14 protein-coding genes are annotated in these 16,503 nt (G+C 73.4%); 3 read left to right on the top strand and 11 right to left on the bottom strand.

Annotated features, from left to right (window positions below; genetic code table 11):
• Position 1: 1 nt before the first annotated feature.
• Together ACWDGI_RS31485 and ACWDGI_RS31480 are read right to left on the bottom strand one after the other, a co-directional pair.
• Complete coding sequence (locus tag ACWDGI_RS31485) at positions 2-1,576, bottom strand: MFS transporter (RefSeq protein ID WP_450764792.1); 1,575 nt, start codon at positions 1,574-1,576, stop codon at positions 2-4.
• 115 nt (positions 1,577-1,691) lie between these two features.
• Positions 1,692-3,401, bottom strand: coding sequence for a carbamoyltransferase family protein (locus ACWDGI_RS31480; protein WP_450764790.1), 1,710 nt, complete (start codon positions 3,399-3,401; stop codon positions 1,692-1,694).
• 267 nt (positions 3,402-3,668) lie between these two features.
• Between ACWDGI_RS31480 and ACWDGI_RS31475 the strand changes: the two genes are divergently transcribed.
• Positions 3,669-4,544 carry a GNAT family N-acetyltransferase gene (locus tag ACWDGI_RS31475; protein WP_450764788.1) on the top strand — a complete coding sequence of 292 codons (876 nt, stop codon included), beginning with the start codon at positions 3,669-3,671 and terminating at the stop codon, positions 4,542-4,544.
• A gap of 12 nt (positions 4,545-4,556) precedes the next feature.
• Positions 4,557-6,263 carry a CocE/NonD family hydrolase gene (locus tag ACWDGI_RS31470; protein ID WP_450764786.1) on the top strand — a complete coding sequence of 569 codons (1,707 nt, stop codon included), beginning with the start codon at positions 4,557-4,559 and terminating at the stop codon, positions 6,261-6,263.
• Here the strand turns inward: ACWDGI_RS31470 and ACWDGI_RS31465 are convergent.
• The 4 genes from ACWDGI_RS31465 to ACWDGI_RS31450 form a co-directional block, all read right to left on the bottom strand.
• On the bottom strand, positions 6,248-7,300 hold the full coding sequence (locus ACWDGI_RS31465; RefSeq protein WP_450764784.1) for a glycosyltransferase: 1,053 nt from the start codon (positions 7,298-7,300) through the stop codon (positions 6,248-6,250). The genes ACWDGI_RS31470 and ACWDGI_RS31465 overlap by 16 nt on opposite strands.
• Positions 7,297-8,058 carry a class I SAM-dependent DNA methyltransferase gene (locus tag ACWDGI_RS31460; protein ID WP_450764783.1) on the bottom strand — a complete coding sequence of 254 codons (762 nt, stop codon included), beginning with the start codon at positions 8,056-8,058 and terminating at the stop codon, positions 7,297-7,299. The genes ACWDGI_RS31465 and ACWDGI_RS31460 overlap by 4 nt, the downstream gene beginning before the upstream one ends.
• A gap of 52 nt (positions 8,059-8,110) precedes the next feature.
• A complete protein-coding gene (locus ACWDGI_RS31455) occupies positions 8,111-9,283 on the bottom strand; it encodes an ATP-grasp domain-containing protein (protein ID WP_450764781.1) in 1,173 nt (390 codons plus the stop codon).
• 86 nt (positions 9,284-9,369) lie between these two features.
• Positions 9,370-10,047 (bottom strand): class I SAM-dependent DNA methyltransferase, encoded by a 678-nt coding sequence (locus ACWDGI_RS31450; RefSeq protein WP_450764779.1) that lies wholly within the window; start codon positions 10,045-10,047, stop codon positions 9,370-9,372.
• Between the two features lie 172 nt (positions 10,048-10,219).
• On the opposite strand from ACWDGI_RS31450, the gene ACWDGI_RS31445 reads away from it, so the two are divergent.
• A complete protein-coding gene (locus tag ACWDGI_RS31445; protein WP_450764777.1) occupies positions 10,220-11,596 on the top strand; it encodes a condensation domain-containing protein in 1,377 nt (458 codons plus the stop codon).
• A 75-nt stretch (positions 11,597-11,671) separates the two neighbouring features.
• Here ACWDGI_RS31445 and ACWDGI_RS31440 read toward each other — a convergent pair whose 3' ends face one another.
• Genes ACWDGI_RS31440 through vioC form a run of 5 tightly spaced genes read right to left on the bottom strand, consistent with a single transcriptional unit; the run spans position 11,672 to position 16,500 of the window.
• On the bottom strand, positions 11,672-12,358 hold the full coding sequence (locus tag ACWDGI_RS31440) for a PIG-L deacetylase family protein (RefSeq protein WP_450764775.1): 687 nt from the start codon (positions 12,356-12,358) through the stop codon (positions 11,672-11,674).
• The gene (locus tag ACWDGI_RS31435) at positions 12,355-13,329 is read right to left on the bottom strand and encodes an NAD-dependent epimerase/dehydratase family protein (protein WP_450764773.1); all 975 of its coding nucleotides are present in this window, start codon (positions 13,327-13,329) and stop codon (positions 12,355-12,357) included. Before ACWDGI_RS31435 ends, ACWDGI_RS31440 begins: the two co-directional genes overlap by 4 nt.
• Complete coding sequence (locus ACWDGI_RS31430) at positions 13,326-14,384, bottom strand: Gfo/Idh/MocA family protein (RefSeq protein ID WP_450764771.1); 1,059 nt, start codon at positions 14,382-14,384, stop codon at positions 13,326-13,328. Before ACWDGI_RS31430 ends, ACWDGI_RS31435 begins: the two co-directional genes overlap by 4 nt.
• A gap of 51 nt (positions 14,385-14,435) precedes the next feature.
• Positions 14,436-15,461: a GNAT family N-acetyltransferase gene (locus ACWDGI_RS31425; protein ID WP_450764769.1), complete on the bottom strand. Its 1,026-nt coding sequence runs from the start codon at positions 15,459-15,461 to the stop codon at positions 14,436-14,438.
• Positions 15,462-15,468: 7 nt separating this feature from the next.
• Positions 15,469-16,500, bottom strand: a complete 1,032-nt coding sequence (gene vioC, locus ACWDGI_RS31420; RefSeq protein ID WP_450764767.1) for an arginine beta-hydroxylase, Fe(II)/alpha-ketoglutarate-dependent — start codon at positions 16,498-16,500, stop codon at positions 15,469-15,471.
• Positions 16,501-16,503: the final 3 nt, after the last annotated feature.

The following is a 16,503-nucleotide window of genomic DNA, read 5'->3' as shown; positions in this document are numbered from 1 at the left end:
TTCATGGGTGTCGTTCGACGGCATCGACCCGCGCGGGACGCGGGCCCGGGGTGCGGGACGGAGGTCCGGACCCACCGGAACCCGACCCCGGAGGGCCGGACGGGTCACGGCCCGGGGGCGGTGTGTCGGTGGTGGCGGCGGAGCCCCGCGACGGATTCTCGGCGGCCGGGGTGAAGCTCCGGGGCGGTTCGTCGGCGGCCCAGGCGGGGCCACGCGACGGATTCTCGGCGGCGGGGATGAGGCTCCGGGACGGTTCGTCGGCGGTCCAAGCGGAGCCCCGCGGCGGATTCTCGGTAGCCGGGGTGAAGCTCCGGGACGGTTCGTCGGCGGCCGGGGCCGGGTTGTGGACGGGTGGACGGTCGTCCTCGGGACCGGGATCCGGGGCGGGTGGGGCGGCAGCCGGTCGCACGGCCAGGCGGAGGGCAAGCAGGGCCACGGGTACGGCGGTGAGGGCGACCAGCACGGCGGCGGAGGCCCAGCGGGACGCGACGCCGAGGAGCAGGAAGACGGCGAGGGCGACGGCCTGGGAGCCGAGGCCGGCGATCGAGGTGACCGTCGCCCGTGCCGGGCCGGAGATGGCGTGCTGGAGCCGGGCGTCGGCGACGATCTGGGCCAGCCGCAGCACCCAGTAGAACGCGGCGACGCCGAGGAATCCGGCCGGCCTCCCGGTGAGCGCTCCGGCGGCCAGGGCCGCGCCGCCCGCGCCGAGCAGGACCGCCAGCAGGCGGTCACCGGCACCGGCCATGCGCCCGCCCGCGAAGCCGCCCGCCGCCATCGCCGCCCAGGGCAGCAGCAGGAGCAGCGGCACGGCGGCCGCGGGCGTGCCGGACTCGCGGGCCAGCACCGGGAGATACTCGTCCACCACACCGAGGCCGGTCAGGACCGCGACGAGCAGCACGGCGGAGCGCACCCGCGGGCCGCCGCGGACCTCGGCCAGTCCGGCGCGCAGCACGGCCAGGTAGCCCCGCGGGTCCGGCGCCGGTCCGGCGGACGCGCCGGGGGTGCGGGCCGGGCGGCCGAGGGCGAGGGCGGTGGGGACGGCCAGCAGGGTGAGCAGTACGGACACCCAGCCGGCGGCCGGGTAGCCGCCGAACAGGACCAGCGGGGTGGCGGCCAGGGAGCTGGCCGCCACCGAGCACGCCTGGACGGCGGCCACCCGGCTGCTGACGTGTGCGTACCGGTCGGCCCTGCCCTCCGCGGCGAGTCCGTCGTAGAGGAGGGACTGGAGCGTCCCCGAGGTGAGGGCGGTGCCCGCACCCCACAGGACGAAGCCCGCCGCGAACGAACCGAGCGAGGGCAGCGCGGTCCACAGGGCGAAACCGGTGCACTGCGCGAGGGCCGCGGCGGCCAGGACGCGATGGCGGGGGAAGCGGTCGGCCAGGGCCCCGGAGGGCACCTCGCAGACGAAGGTGGTCACCGTCCACACCGCGAAGAGAACCGACAGTTCTCCCGTGGAGACCCCGTGCGAGGTCATCAGCAGGGCGTAGAGGGCGTACAGCGGGAGGAGTTCGGTCAGGCAGGTGTACAGGTACACCGGGCCGACGCGGAAGGAGCCGGAGGGCGGCAGCTGGGGCATGCGGACCTAATAGGGCATGGAAGGACGCTAGCACGGAGGCGTCGGGCGGGCGGGGCGATCGACGGACCGGACGGCGGACCGACCGGACTCGGCCGGTGCGGCGGACCGGCCGGAGTCAACCGGTGCGGCGGACGAGGAACGGTCCCAGCGCGAGGGCGTCGAGCGGGCTGCGGGCGAAGGTGGCGAGCGCGTCGGCGGGGGTCCATACGACCGGCTCGTCACGGCCGTTGAAGGACGTGTTGAGCACCACCGCGTGTCCGGTGTGCTCGGCGACGCGTCCCAGCAGCCGGTGGTAGAGCGGGTCGTCCTCGGCGGTGACCGTCTGCGGGCGGGTGGTGCCGTCGACGTGGATCACGGCGGGCATCGCGGCCTGTCCGGCCTCCGGCACCGGGGTGGTGACGATCATGTACGGCAGCGGGGTGTCGTCGCCGAGCAGGGTGGCGGCCTCCTCCAGGCGCATGCTGGGCGCGAACGGCCGCCACCACTCACGGTCCTTGACGGTGAGGTTGATGCGGTCGCGCTTGGCCACCGGGAAGGGCGCGGTCACGATGGAGCGGTGGCCCAGCGCCCGGGGGCCGCCCTCGCCGCGCCCCTGGTGCCAGCCGACGACCTCGCCACGGCCGAGCAGTCCGGCGACCGCGTCGGCGATGTCGGCGGGCTCGGTGTGCCGGACGCCCTGCTTGTGCAGCACCCGGCGCACGGCGTCGGCGTCCCACTGCTCGCCCCAGGCGAGGGTGCCGGTCATCGGCGCCACGGTCTCGCCGTGCTGGGCGGCGACCCAGCCGGCCGCGCCGAGGCTGACGCCCTGGTCGCCGGCGAGGGGCTGCACGAACAGGTCGCGCACCTCGGGCAGCCGGGCCAGCTTGCCGTTGAGCGTCGCGTTGAAACCGACACCGCCGGCCACCAGCAGGGTGTCCTGGCCGGTCTCGCGCAGCAGCCGGCGGGCCATCGCGACGACCGAGTGTTCCAGGGCCTCCTGGGCGGTGGCGGCGAGGTCCCGGTACTCGTAGGGGTCGCGTTCGGTGCGCCGCACGTAGCGGCCGCGCTCGCGGTCGTAGTGGCGGCCGGTGCGGTTGGGCGGCAGCGCACTGGTCTTCTCCAGGTGGGCGAGCCAGAGCCGCAGGGTGTCGGTCTCCTCGTCGGTGCTGCCGGTGGAGAGCAGGGAGCGCGGTACCGGCCCGACGGCGTACCCGTCGTCCAGGAAGGTCAGTCCGCCGCCGAAGGTGAGGTCGCCGGGGGTGCCGTAGGGGGCGAGGCCCATGGTCTTGCCGGCGGCGTCGGCGCCGAGTCCGGCGTACTGGCAGACGGCGGCGTAGAAGTAGCCGAGCGACCAGCCGGGCGGGACGGACTCCAGCACCTTCAGCTCGCCGTCGACGGCCGAGGCGAGGGTGGCGCTCTCGCACTCGCCCTGCCCGTCGAGGACCAGGACGGCGCCGTCCTGGCGCCCGGAGAAGTAGTAGGCGCTGGCCGCGTGGGCGGTGTGGTGGGGGACGAAGACCAGCTCGGGGTCGCGGCCGCGCGGGAACAGCTCGCGCGGGAGGAGGAAGTCCAGGGCCGTGGCGGTGTCGGGGAACCAGTCCAGTCCCCGCCGGGTCAGCAGCGAGGGCATGTCCCAGCCGTGCGCGACGACGTCGATGTCCTCCAGGGCGAGGCCGCCCTCCGCCAGGCAGAACGCGGCGGCGTGCAGGGGTGCCTCGCCGTAGCCGTGCTTGTGCCGGGTGAAGCGTTCCTCCTCGGCGAACGCCACCACCTTCCCGTCGACCAGGAGGCAGGCGGACCCGTCGTGGCTGGCGCCGGGCCAGCCATTCACACCGAGAATTCGCATGACAAGTCATTCCCTTCGAACGGCCCATGGGCCCGGTAATTGACGGACGACGACCGGTGCGCTAGAAATTAGCAGCGATACCGCGCCGAAGAAATAGGCGCCGGCCTCTTTCCTTCTCCGAGACCGCACCGAGCGGAAACCCGCCGGTCAGCCCGGTCTGTTCTCTGCACTTTCCCGTTTTTCTGCATGCCTCGAAAACCGCTGGACACTTCCGATTTCCATGCGCGAGAAACCAGAAGAAAGGGCACTGTCGTGCTTCGTTTGATCATGCATCCGGAAAGCACGGCCGACGTTCCCGACGAGGCGGACGTCCCGGCCGAGGACTTCCACCAGAGCGCCGGGCGCTTCCGGCTGCTGGCGGGCCGCGGCGATCCGGTCCGGCTGCTGCGGGTGGGCGGTCCCGGCGGACCGTGGGCCACGGCACTGCTGGAGGACGCCGGCCAGGACGGCTGGTTCCTGTGGAAGGGACCGGCCGGAACCCCGCACCCGGAACTGCTGTCCGCCCTGCTCAGCGGCGTGTCCCAGCTGGGTCCCGCCACCTTGGTGCTGCTCCCCGAGTGGGACTTCCCCGAGGTGCTGGAGGCCGCCGGCTACCGGACCGCCCCGCCCTACGCCACCGGTCTGGTGCCCACCTACGGCGGCGCCGAGGCGATCCTCGCCCGGATGCGTCCGAGCACCCGCAGCCGGGTGCGCCGCGCGCTGCGCAGCGGTCTCGAATTCGCCGCCGACCCCGGCCGGATAGACGAGTTCTACGACTTCTACGCACCGGCGATGATCCGGGCCGATTCACCCGACCTCGCCCCCCTGGACCTGCTGCGCGATCTGCTGACGCACCCGTCGGTCCACCTTTTCACCGCGCTTTCCGAGGGGCGGGTGGCGGCCGGATCCATATGTTTCGAGAACCGGAGTTCGCTGGAGGCCCGGTTTGTGGCGACGCATCCGGACCACCGCGTCGACGGCTCGATGAACTACGTGCATTTCGAGACGATCGAATGGGCGGCGGAACGGGATCTGGCGCATTTCGATCTGAGCGGCATATCCACCGGCGAGGTGGACGGCAAGACGGCGGGGATCAACCGGTTCAAGCTCGGCTTCGGCTGCTCGGTCCTGCACTACCCCACCTACGTCCGCTCGGCCGGCTGAGGAAGGAAGTCCGTGCGACTCGTGATCGACCGGGACGTGCCCGTCCCGATGCGTGACGGCGTGGTGCTGCGGGCGGACGTGTACCGCCCGGACAGCGCCCGCCCGCTGCCCGCCCTCCTGCAGCGGACCCCGTACGACAAGGGGTCCTCGGCGGGGGGCCGTTCGCTGAACTGGCTGCGGCTGGTCGAGGCCGGCTACTGCCTGGTGGTGCAGGACGTGCGCGGCCGGTACGCGTCCGGCGGTGTCTTCCGGCCGTTCGCCGACGACGCGTCCGACGGCCGGGACACCGTCGAGTGGGCCGCCCGGCAGGCCTGGTGCGACGGCGCCGTGGGCATGCTCGGGCGGTCCTACGAGGGCGCCGCCCAGTGGCACGCGGCGGCTGCCGGGCCGCCGGCGCTGCGGGCGATCGCCCCGCATGTCGCCGCCGCCGACCCGTACGACGGCTGGACGTACCTGGGCGGCGCCTTCCAGCTCGGGTTCTGTCTGCACTGGGTGCTGGGCGACCTGCTGCACGGACAGGTCGGACGGGCCGGCGGCACGGACGCCGACGTCCGCGCGGTCGAGCGGGCGCTGGACGGCATCGACGAGCTGTACCGGGCGCCCTGGCGGGTGTTGCCCCTGCTGGACCGGCTCGCGCCCTACTACCGTGAGTGGCTGGAGCACCCGGATGCCGACGCCCACTGGCGCGGGCGCACCGCCGCCCCGGACCGGCGACGGCCCCCGGCGCTGGTCGTCGGCGGCTGGTACGACATCTTCCTGCCGGGCACCCTGCGCGGGCCGTCGCCCAGGCCCGGGGACCGGCTGGTGATCGGCCCGTGGTCGCACTGCGTGACCGGGGGCGTCTTCCCCGAGCGCCGCTACGGACTGGCCGCCGACGAGGCGGAGTTCGACATGACAGGCGCCCACCTCGCCTTCTTCGACCGCCACTTGAAGAACGACGACGGTGAAGCGGGCCCGTCGGTCCGGGTGTTCGCCGGTGGGGTGGACCGCTGGGTCCGCCCCGCCGGGCCGCCCGGCGCGGACAGCACGCCGCTCGCGCTGCACCTCGGCAGCGACGGGGACGCCCGCACCCGGCACGGCACGGGCGTACTGCGGCCCGAACCGCCCCGGCGCGGCGGCGCGGACACGTACCGGTACGACCCGCGCGACCCCGTCCCGACCGCCGGCGGGGCGACCTGCATGACGGGCATGCTCGTCGGCGCCGACTGCGGCCCGCTGGACCAGCGCGCCGTGGAGGACCGCCCCGACGTGCTCTGCTACACCGGTCCGCGGCTCGACGCGCCCCTGACGGTGTCCGGGGAGGTCGTCGCGGAGCTGTACGTCTCCTCGTCCGCGCCCGACACCGACTTCACCGCCAAACTGGTCGACGTGCATCCGGACGGCCGCGCGGAGATCCTCTGCGACGGTGTCGTCAGGGTCGGGCACCGGGCCCGGCGGGACGGGGTGCGCCCGCCGGCCCCGGACACGGTCCACGCCCTGCCGGTGCCGGCCGGGACCGTCGTGCATGTCTTCCGGCCCGGGCACCGGGTCCGGCTGGAGGTCTCCAGCAGCAACTTCCCGCGTTTCGACGTCAATCCGAACACCGGCGGCACGCCGCTGACCCTGGCAGACGCCCCGGTCGTCACCGCGGTCAACCGGGTCCACCACGGGCCCGGCCGGCCCTCGCGGCTGCTGCTCCCGGTCTCCCCCGCTCTGCCGGACGCTCACGACGCCGCCTGAGGCGACGGCTCGGGCCTGGACCCGCCGTCGCGGTGGAGCACGGAGAGGTCCCCGAGCGGGACGATCCGCCGCCCGGCCCGCAGGTGCGCCCGGCGCAGCCGCTCGCGCTGGGCGGGCGTCAGCTCGGTGCAGTGCTGCGGGATCGCGCGCAGCATCCGGGCCCGGGCGGCGGTGGCCGGGTACCGCGCCCGTACCCGGTAGGGGTCGCGCAGCAGGTGGTACAGGGTGCCGGTGTGGAACGCCGCCTTGAGCAGGGCGTAGTAGGCGGCGGCCCCGGCCCCCTTGTGCCGGGCGCAGCCGACCAGGGTGCGGGTCGCCTCGTACAGGCGCCACAGGACGGGGACGGCCGGCGTGGTGAAGACGCCGGTCTCCTGGGCGATGCCCTCGCCGACGCCGTAGCGGAAGTAGCTGCGCATGTTCTGCAGGCCGACCTGGGCGTCGTGGAAGATGCGGGCCTCGGGGACGTGGCGGACCGGGATGCCGGCCAGTTGCAGCCGGAAGTCGAACTCGCGGTCCTCGCACCAGTGGATCAGGCCGTCGAAGTGGTAGCCGCCGATGTGCTCGACGATCGCCCGGTCGTAGATGAGCGGCGGCGACAGGGCGCTGACGTACTCGCCCTCGTCGTACTCCCGGACCCGGGCGGTGAGTCTGCTCATCAGGCTGCCTGACTCGCCGTACACGACCTGCCCCTTGACCACGGGGTCGGTGGCGACGGCCGTGGCCATCATGCGGACCACGCCGGGGGCGAAGGTGCAGTCCGAGTCCATCAGCAGCAGATAGCGTCCGCGCGCCGCCCCGGCGCCGGCGTTGTAGGCGGCGCCGAGGTTGCCCGCGTCGGGGATCTCGGTGACGGTCAGCGGCCTCGGGTGCTCGCGCAGCAGGCGGCGGATCTCGTCGGTGGCGCCGTTGAGGGCCAGCACGATCTCCACGTCCTCGTCGACCGAGTCGATGCACTCCAGGATCCGTACGTCGTCGCGGAGCGCGATGATCACGCTGGTGCCGGCGAGCACCTCGTCGGGACCCGGCGTGGCGGTCATGCCCGCTCCCCGGTGTCCGGGACGCCCTGCGGCCCCTCCTTGCGCAGCACGTAGACGTGCGTGGTGTGGCCGGGGGTGAAGCCGTCGCCGTCGATGTCGCGGACCCGGACCGTGCGCAGCCCGGCCACCCGGCCGAGCTCCTCCAGGGTGAACGGGTCGACCACGTACTGCACATGGGTCTCACGCCAGAGCAGGCCGTCCGCCCCGTACAGGGAGAGCACCGAGCGACTGCGGGCCAGCACCGGGTCCCAGCGGTGGGTACGGTGCAGCCGGACGCCGTCGCGGGTCTCCTCGTGCTCCAGGTCGCGCCAGTCCTCCTGGAGGACCTTGCGGGAGGAGTAGTCGAAGACCAGGTGGCCGCCGGGGCGCAGGGCGGCTGCCGCGTGCCCCAGGCAGTCGGCGAGGTCGGCCGCGGTCAGGTAGTTGAGGGCGTCGAATCCGGAGACCACGAAGTCGAAGGAGTCGGGCTCGGCGGTGAAGCGCGCCATGTCGCCGACGATGCGCAGCTCGGGCGGGATGCCGCCGTGCTCCAGCATGGCCGCCGAGCGGTCCAGAGAGGTGACCTCGCCCTGCGGGACCAGGTCGGCCAGCACCCGGCTGCCCATGCCGGTGCCGGCGCCGAGGTCGAGGATGCGGACCGGGCCGGGGGCGGCCAGCTTGGCCAGTTCGGCCCCGATGCCCAGGCGCCAGGTGTCCTCGGCCATGGCGCCCTCGAACAACTCGTAGGTGTCGGACCAGTGTTCGTACGCTGTGGTCATCGGCGTTCCTTGTCAGTGGGTGTCGGCGGGTGGCAGTGCGTGTCGGCGGGTGTCAGTGGCTCGGTTCGTACGGAGTCGTGGGCGCCCCGGAGGGGTCGGTGAGGCGCAGCGGCAGCCGGGACAGCACCCGGGCGGCCAGGGCTTCGGCGGCGGCCACGTCGGGGCCGCTGGTGATGGTCCCGGCCAGCACCTCGTCGCCGCCGCGGTAGGCGGGCAGGACGGTGCCGGGGGCGAGGTCCAGGCCCCAGAAGACGTCGTGGACGCCGGGGGTCCGGGCGAGTGCGTCCAGGTCGCCGACCGAGTCGACGGTGCCGCCGTCGGCGGGCAGGTACCGCTGGACGACGGCACGGTCGCGGGTGGGGCGCAGTTCCTCCGGGACCAGGGGGCGGCCGAGGGCCAGCCGCACGGCGTTGGGCAGCGGGTCCACTCCGGTGGCGAGCGGCATGACCTCGGTGGCGATCCGGGCGCCGGTCAGCCGGCAGGTGATCTCCAGCAGGTACACCCGCCCGTCGGCGGTGCGCAGGATGTCGGTGTTGACGACGGCGGTGGTCAGGCCGAGCGCGTCCACGCCCCGCTGGACCGTCCGGACGACGTCGGCCCGCTGGACCGCGTCCAGGACGCTGGGCAGGGTGTCGCCGCCCTCGAAGAAGTGCGGGAAGAAGCGCTCCTTCTCGCCGTACTCGCGGTCGGCGAACCCGGTGACGTGCAGCAGCCCGTCGACGGCGAACCCGGCCACGGTGTGCTCGGTGCCGGACAGGTACTCCTCCAGCACGACCCGTCCGGTCGGGCTCAGCGCGAGCGCCCGCTCGACCGGCCCCCGCGCACTCTCGCGGGCGTCCAGCTTGGCGACCCCCAGGGATCCGGTGCGGTCGCTGGGCTTGACCACCGCGGGCAGTCCGACGCGCTCCAGAGCGGCGAGCGCCGCGTCGACGGTGGTGGCGACGGCGAACCGGGGCACGGCGAGTCCGGCCCGGTCCAGTGCGGCGATCCTGCGGTCCTTGAGGGTGCACAGGTCGGCCACCTCGACGGGTACGCCGGGGCAGCCCAGCTCGGCGGCCAGGCGGGCCACGACCGGCGGATTGTCATATCCGAGGGTCATGACCCCGGATATTCTTCCCAGCCGCTCCGCGCGAATTACCGAGAGGACGTTCCCGAAGTCGTCCGGGTCGGCCTCCAGATGAATATCGGCGTGTTTTTCGACGCGTCCGGTGATGCGGTCCGTCACGACCACGGTCCGTACTCCCATTGCTTTCACACGGGCCAGCGACCTGTCCATTCCGGAGCCGATCCCGCATATCACGAGGGTTTCGGTCACCTGGCCACGTACCAGACCCGCCGGGTGTCCTCGCGCACCGGTTCACGGTCGAGTCCGGCGTACGTGTCCACGCTGGTGAAGCCGGCCGCGCGCAGGGCGGCGGTCACCGTCTCCGGGTCGAGACCGCGCTGTGGATGCACCTCGTGGATGCGGTGCCAGCCGCCGTCCGGGGTGCGGCGCACGACGGTGACCGTGGTGTCCACCCGGCCGCTCGCGGCGTCGTAGGGGTTCTCCCAGACCTCCAGGATGTCCTCGGTGTTCTGCTCCACGAACACCCTGCCCGACCAGGCACGTTCAACGAACCAGACGGGGTGGGCGTCGAGGATCGCCAGGCCGCCGTCCGCGGTCGAGTCCCGCAGGGTACGGGCCGCGCGACGCAGATCGTCCTCGTCCAGCAGGTAGTTGAAGGTGTTGTAGGTGCAGGTGACCACGGAGTGGGGCCGGTCGGGGCGGTACTCGCGCAGGTCGGCGTGGCTGAACTCGACGGTGACTCCGGCCAGACGGGCGGCGGCCTCGGCGTGCCGCAGCATGCCCGCCGACTGGTCCACGCCGGCCAGCCGGTCGAAGCGGCCGGCCAGCGCGACCAGCAGCGTGCCCGTGCCGCAGCCCAGGTCGAGCAGCGACCCGGTGCCCGCCCGGTAATAGGAAATCAGCTCGGGAAGCCTTTTCGCCACTTCCTCGGTGAAATCATTGTACGGCGCCCCGGCATAAACATCGGCATACTCTCCGAAGAAATCGCCGCGTGATCCGTATTGCATCACGACCGCTCCATTCAGTAGTCTCGATTTTCGTGCCGGGCGCTTCCAGGCCCGCCATTTCCTTTTCATTTCCGGAGGGAGATTTCGCATGCGCACGGCGAACGAGGGAAGCCACTTCGAAGGGCTTCCACTGCTGTCCGACCAGATAGACCGCCTGGCGATCCAGGAGTGGGTCGAGCAGCACGACCTCGGGGTCGAGGTCCGTATGTTCGGCCGGGGCTTCCGGCTGACCGGCCCCCTCGACACCGACGCGCTGGACTCGGCGCTGACCACGCTCGTCGCCCGCCACGAGGCGCTGCGCGTGGCCTTCCCCGACCGGGGCCGGGCCGGACGCCAGGAGATCCGGGCGCCCCGCCCCTTCACGCCGCACCGCGAGGACCTCACCGGGCTGCCGGCGGACGAACGGCCGGCCGAGGCCCTGCGCCGGGCCGGCACCTACCTGAGCCAGAACCTCGACCTGGACGGCGGACTGCTGCTGAGCGGTGTCGTCTACCGTCTGGGCCAGGAGGACCATCTGCTGGGCCTCGCGGTCGACCACCTGGTGGTGGACGGCCAGTCGTTCGAGATCCTGGTGAACGAGCTGTGGGAGCTGTACGCCGCGGCCGTCGAGAGCCGTGAGGCCAAGCTGCCCGAACAGCGCTTCACCTACGCGGACTTCGTGCGCTGGGAGGCGGAGTGGCTGGGCCGCGACCCGAGCCCCCGGCAGCTGATCGCCCGCTTCGCGGAGCTGCTCGACGGCATCGGCACCAACGCCCCGGTGCACCTGCCCGGGATGCTGCGCGAGACCAACGACCGTTACGCGGTGGGCACGTTCGACGGTTCGCTGCCGCCGGAGACCTGCGAACTGCTCACCCAGTACTGCCGGTCGGCCCGCGCCACCCCGTTCGTCGTGCTGTTCACCGCCTACCTGTGCGCGCTGCACGCCCGCAGCGGGCGCAGCGACCTCGCGGCGCTGATCCCGGTGACCCGGCGCACCGAGGAGCACCTGCTGGACCTGGTGGCCTTCCTGTCCACCTACGCCACCGTGCGGGTGCGGATCAACACCGCCCAGACGTTCAAGGAGCTGAGCCGCACGGTCCGCTCGGCCGTGCTGGAGACCCAGCGGCTGGGCCAGGTGCCGGCGCCCGAGGTGACCTCCGCGCTCGCCCCGCACATGCTGGGACGGCTGCTCGAACGGCCCTGCACCTTCTTCGACGTGGCGCCCGGTGGCTGGAGCGGCGGCAGCCGCGAGGCCGGCGATCTGTCGGTGGAGCCGACCGAGGTGCCCGGTGACCAGCACCAGATCGAGAGCCTGGAGGTGTTCGCCTCGGTCGACGACAGCGGCGTGGACTTCACCGTGCTCTTCCCGGCGGACGTCTTCGGCGAGGAAGGGGTGCGGGATCTGGCTCATGAGTTCACCTCCTTGGTGCACAGGTTCCTGAGTGCGCCGGACACGGCGATCGCGGACGTGCTGCGGACGGACTGACGGACCTCGCCGGGTCGATCCGGTCCCGGCCGGTCCGGGGGCCGCGCGGTCGGCTCCCGGGCCGGTCCGGCCGGATCAGGGCTGGAAGCCGGCCGGGGCAGGGACGGGCGCGGCCATCCGGATCACCTCGAAGGCCTCGCTGTGGCCGTGGCCGGCGCTGGTGACGGCCCGGTAGGACGCCAGCCCGCGGACCGCCTCGTCCCAGGCGGCGTGCCGCAGCTGGGACCGGTAGCAGCGCATGGCCGCCACCTTCAGCTCGATCTGGTCGGTGACGTCCTCGGTGTACTGGGCCTCGCCGAGCGGCGCCCAGACCTCGTAGCCGAGCACCAGGGACGGCGGCGGGGAGGGCGGCCCGGCCTCCTCGAAGAAGTCGGACTCCGCCATCCACAGCGCCTCCAGGCCCAGCCGGTGGACGGCCCGGTGCTCCACGTCCCCGTCGTCGCGGTGCGGCAGGTACACCCGGTCCGGGCGCACCTCGCGCAGCACCTTGACGACGGCCAGGTGCAGGCGGCGGTCGGCGGCGAAGTCACGGGACGGCTCGTCCAGGGTGACGCACCGCTTGACGCCGAGCACCCGGCAGGCGTCGGTGGTCTCCGCCGCGAACTCCTCGGCCCCGACCTCCCGGTCGCGCAGTCCGCGCTCCCGGCGGATCACGATGACCACCGTGACCTCCGCGCCGGACTGCGCGAGCTTGGCGATGGAGCCGCCGCAGCCGATGACCTCGTCGTCGGGGTGCGGGGCGATCACCAGGACCCGGGTCACCGGCCGGCTCCGCCCGGGGCGCCGTACCCGGCCCAGCGGGCCCACTCGGCCGTGCGCTCCATGCCCTCGTCCAGCGTGGTCCGGGGCGCGGTGAGCACCTCGGCGGCCCGGGCGGCGTCCGCGCGGGCGGGGCTGGCGTAGAGGGCCTGCTCCCAGTCGGGGACGGCCCCGCGGGTGTCCGTGCCGCTCGGGGCGGGCAGCCCGCGCATGTCACGCAGCCGGTCGAAGAACGCCCCCCAGTCGGGCTCGTCGGGCCCGTTGAGGAGGAACTTCCGCCCGGCCGCCGCGGGTTCGGCGAGGGCGGCCAGTACGGCGTCCGCCACGTCGTCGACGTACACCGCGTTGCAGGCGCCGCCGGCCCCGGCGACCGGCAGCTCCTCGAACTCCGCTGCGGGACGGGTGAGTTGAGCGGTCGTCCACTGGCCGCCCCAGGGCCCGTAGACCACGCCGGGCTGAAGCACCACGATGTCGGGGCCGTCGCCGTGCGCGGCCAGCACCAGCCGTTCGGCGGCCGTCTTCTGCTGCTCGTACTCGCGGTCGTCCGGATCCTCGGCGAGCGCCGGCGCGGTCTCGTCGAAGCGGGTGAGACCGGCGGTGTCGTAGACGTCGACGGTGCTGATGTGCACCAGCCGTTCCACACCCGCGAGTTTGGCCGCGGCGAGCAGCTGCGCGGTGCCGTCGACGGTGGTGCGCCAGCGGTCAGCCACCTCGCCCTGCGATCCGAACGCGCAGTGCACCACCAGGTCGCAGCCGTGCAGGGCCTTGCTGAGGCTCTGTGGGCTGTCCAGGTCCACGGTCCGGAAGACCAGCCGGTCCTGCGGCAGCACGGAGAGCCGGGCGACCCGGCCGTAACCGCGTACCAGGGCGCGGACCTCGGCCCCGGTGCCCAGCACCAGCCGCTCCACCACACGGCCGCCGATGAACCCGCTGGCGCCGGTGACCGCGATGCGCCTGCCCGCGAAGTCGTTCATGCCACGCTCCTCGAAGTCGTCCCGGTCAGCCAGGGCTGGGCCAGCGGGCGCCGCGCGGGCCCCGTGTAGCACTGCTCGATCAGCCGGGCGACCCGCAGGCCGTCCTCGGCGGTGGCGTGCGGCGCCACGTCCGCGCCGGCGCACACCTGGGCGAAGTTGCGCAGCTGCTCCACGAACAGGTCGTCCCACTCGTCCTGGGCCGGCGGTACGGCCCGTACGTCGCCGCGGTGCAGTTCCTGGCCGGATGCGGTGATCAGCGTGCACTCGCCGGCCGGGAAGTCGGTGCCGACGCTGACCTCGGCCTCGGTGCCGGTGACGACGCAGCTGATGCCGAGGGCGCGGACCCTGCTGAACTCCAGCACGGTCTCCACGCCCCCGATGCGCAGGGTCGCGACGGCGTCCGCCTCGACCCCGCCGAGGCTGTCGTCCACGTAGTCGACCACCTCGACGTCCGGGCCGAGCCACCACAGCAGGATGTCGAAGACGTGCGAGGCCGTGTCGGTGAGGACACCGCCGCCCGCGAGCCGCCGGTCGAACATCGACCAGGAGACCGGCTCCCAGCTGTAGGGGTGGCCCTCGGTCCAGCGGACCCGGGTCACTGTGCCCAGGTCTCCGTCCTGGATCAGCCTGCGCGCCCAGGCGTTGGCCGGGAACAGCCGCCGGGGGTGGGCCATCAGCAGGTGGGTGTCCGGGGCGGCGGCCGCGGCGGCGGCGAGGGCCTCGGCGTCCGCGGCGGAGGTCGCCATCGGCTTCTCCAGCAGCACGTGCTTGCCCCGGGCCAGCAGGTCCCCGGCGACGGCGGCGTGCGCGGTGTGCGGTACGGCGACGACGGCCGCGTCGAAGGCGTCGGCGGCCTCCTCCACCGAGCGGGCGATCAGCACGTCCTCGGCGGAGCCGCCCTGGTCGGTGTACCAGCGGAGGGCGGCACGGGCCTGCTCGGGGTCCGGGTCGATCAGGGCGGTGAGCCGGATCTGCGGGACGTGCGGCAGCGCGGTCAGATGACAGGACCGGGCGGCGGCACCGCAGCCGACGACGGCCAGTCGCAGCGGTTGCATGGGCGACTCCTCGGGTGTGGTCGTAAGGGGGGCGGATCGAGGGGCGGCCGGTCAGGTGACGGCCGGGAGGACGGAGGGGTGGAACGGGCCGGCCGAGTGGGCCGGGTGGCACGGGACGGCCGGGACGGCCGGATCGACCGAGTGGGCCGGGTGGCACGGGACGGCCGAGTGGGGCGGGTGGCGCGGATCGACCGGGAAGGCCGATTGGACAGAGTCGGTCGCGTGAACCGGCTCGGCCGATTGCACCGAGTCGGTCGGATGAACCGGCCCGGCCGAGTGGACCGAGCAGGCCGAGCAGGCCGAGTGGACCGAGTGGACCGAGTAGGTCGGGTCGGCCGGGTGGAACACCCAGAAGTTGGGTTCCGCGTAGACGCCTTGGCCGTCCGCCGAGACCTCCAGGGGGGCGAGCGCGCCGGGCACGAGATGGCGGGCGGGGCCCGGCAGCGGGTGTCCGGTCACCTCCTCCCAGCGGGCGGCGGGCTGACTGATCACCAGCGAGCGGTCGCAGGGGGCGAGCAGTTCGGCGCCCAGCGCGGCATGGGTGGCCAGCCAGGGGTCGAACGGCGTTCCGTCCGGGCGCCGCCAGCGGGCGTACTCGGCCATCGGGACGAGCGGGTAGCGGGCCTTGCGGGTGGGGCGCACCGGGATGACCACCCCGCGCAGGCCCGCGCCGCGTGCCGCGTCCCGGGCGTGGCCGAGCAGCCGTTCGGCCAGGCCGGTGCCGCGCAGCCGGGGTGACACGCTGACGGAGAGCATGCACAGGGTGTCGGGGCGAGCGCCGACGGGCCCGTCGAACGCGGAGACCAGTACGTCGTCCGATCCCCCCGGGAGCCCGGCGACCGTACCGTCCCAGGAGACCGGCAAGCCGTTGGCCGCGGCCACGAGCCGCCCCTCCTCGTCCAGCACGCAGATCTGGTGGGCCGGGTGGGTGTCGTAGAGCCGGTGCCAGCGCCAGTTCCCGGGCGACTCCCAGCTCATGAACACGGGCATGTTGCCCGTGGTCAGCTCGTCGACGGCCGGTTCCAGCTCCGGTGCCTTCTCCAGCGTGGTGACCGTGAGGGCCGGCAGGTCCGCCACGGCCGCGTCAGCCGATCAGGCGGTTGCCGGCGCTCGCCCGCATGGTGCGGGAGCGGCGCAGGTCATGGGTGACGTTGACGCGCTTGAGCCAGCGGTCGGTACCGTCGTACCGGGCGGTGAAGGGCACCCGGCCGTGGACCACGCGGTGGTTGTTGACGACCAGGCAGTCCCCCTGTTCCAGGGCGACCTCGCGCAGTCCGCCGTCCACGACCTCGATCAGGCGGTCAAGGGCGCGGCGCGCCTCCGGGTCGTCCTCGGGGACCTCCATGAAGTACGGGTCCAGCCGCAGGTAGGGCTCCTCCCGCGGTCCGAACAGGGCGGCCACCGGGCGGCGTTCGTGGATCAGCCGCTCAATCGTGGCGAACCGCTCGGCGTCGCCGTCGAGGCGGGCGGAGTTGTTCTTGGGCAGGTGCGACTCGTCGGGCGCGATGTGGAAGCGTTCCTCGAACAGCACCTCCAGGTCGTCGTCGGGGAGTGATCCGTCGGCGTAGGAGCCCACCGTGGTGGCGACCTTGTCGGGATTGCGCAGAGACGCCAGCACCAGGTAGTCGCCGCGGTGCGGGTGAAAGGCGTCCTCGGTGTGCCAGGTCAGCAACTCCGCGCTGCCCAGTCCCAGTTGGTCGTGCTCGTGGCGGCGGACGGGGAAGATGTCGTGCACCAGCCGGCCGTCCTGCTGAGTGGTCCAGCCGAACGGCTCGCCGAGCAGCGCCGCGTAGAGCAGGACGAGGATCTCCTCGGGGAACTCCCGGTTGGGCCGGGGCCGGCCGCGCCAGTGGTCAGGGGTGGGTCCGATGCGGTCCTGGTCGAAGAGGTGCCCGCTGACCACGCAGTAGCCGGTGGGTTCGTCGATGGCGAAGGTGCGCAGGAACCGCTGGGTGCGCACCGGGAGTCCGGCGGCGAGCCTGGGCAGGTCGAGCAGGAGCGCCGGGTCGTCGTCACCGGTGTGGCGCTCCGCGACGCCGATGGTCAGCTCGGCCGTCTGCCGCGCCTCGTCCGGGGTGAGCAGCAGGACGTGCCGCTCCTCGAAGGGTGTGTCCATGGC

It is taken from the genome of Streptomyces sp. NPDC001220 (assembly GCF_053597895.1).
Note: the sequence above shows the minus strand (reverse complement) of the source record. Positions and strands in the feature narration are given on the sequence as shown.

What these genes read in the sequence shown, in the direction of transcription:
- ACWDGI_RS31480 (WP_450764790.1), bottom strand. Translation starts at nt 3,401, where the DNA reads ATGCGAATTCTCGGTGTGAATGGCTGGCCCGGCGCCAGCCACGACGGG.
- ACWDGI_RS31485 (WP_450764792.1), bottom strand. Translation starts at nt 1,576, where the DNA reads ATGCCCCAGCTGCCGCCCTCCGGCTCCTTCCGCGTCGGCCCGGTGTAC.
- ACWDGI_RS31445 (WP_450764777.1), top strand. Translation starts at nt 10,220, where the DNA reads ATGCGCACGGCGAACGAGGGAAGCCACTTCGAAGGGCTTCCACTGCTG.
- vioC (WP_450764767.1), bottom strand. Translation starts at nt 16,500, where the DNA reads ATGGACACACCCTTCGAGGAGCGGCACGTCCTGCTGCTCACCCCGGAC.
- ACWDGI_RS31465 (WP_450764784.1), bottom strand. Translation starts at nt 7,300, where the DNA reads ATGACCGCCACGCCGGGTCCCGACGAGGTGCTCGCCGGCACCAGCGTG.
- ACWDGI_RS31460 (WP_450764783.1), bottom strand. Translation starts at nt 8,058, where the DNA reads ATGACCACAGCGTACGAACACTGGTCCGACACCTACGAGTTGTTCGAG.
- ACWDGI_RS31435 (WP_450764773.1), bottom strand. Translation starts at nt 13,329, where the DNA reads ATGAACGACTTCGCGGGCAGGCGCATCGCGGTCACCGGCGCCAGCGGG.
- ACWDGI_RS31475 (WP_450764788.1), top strand. Translation starts at nt 3,669, where the DNA reads ATGCATCCGGAAAGCACGGCCGACGTTCCCGACGAGGCGGACGTCCCG.
- ACWDGI_RS31430 (WP_450764771.1), bottom strand. Translation starts at nt 14,384, where the DNA reads ATGCAACCGCTGCGACTGGCCGTCGTCGGCTGCGGTGCCGCCGCCCGG.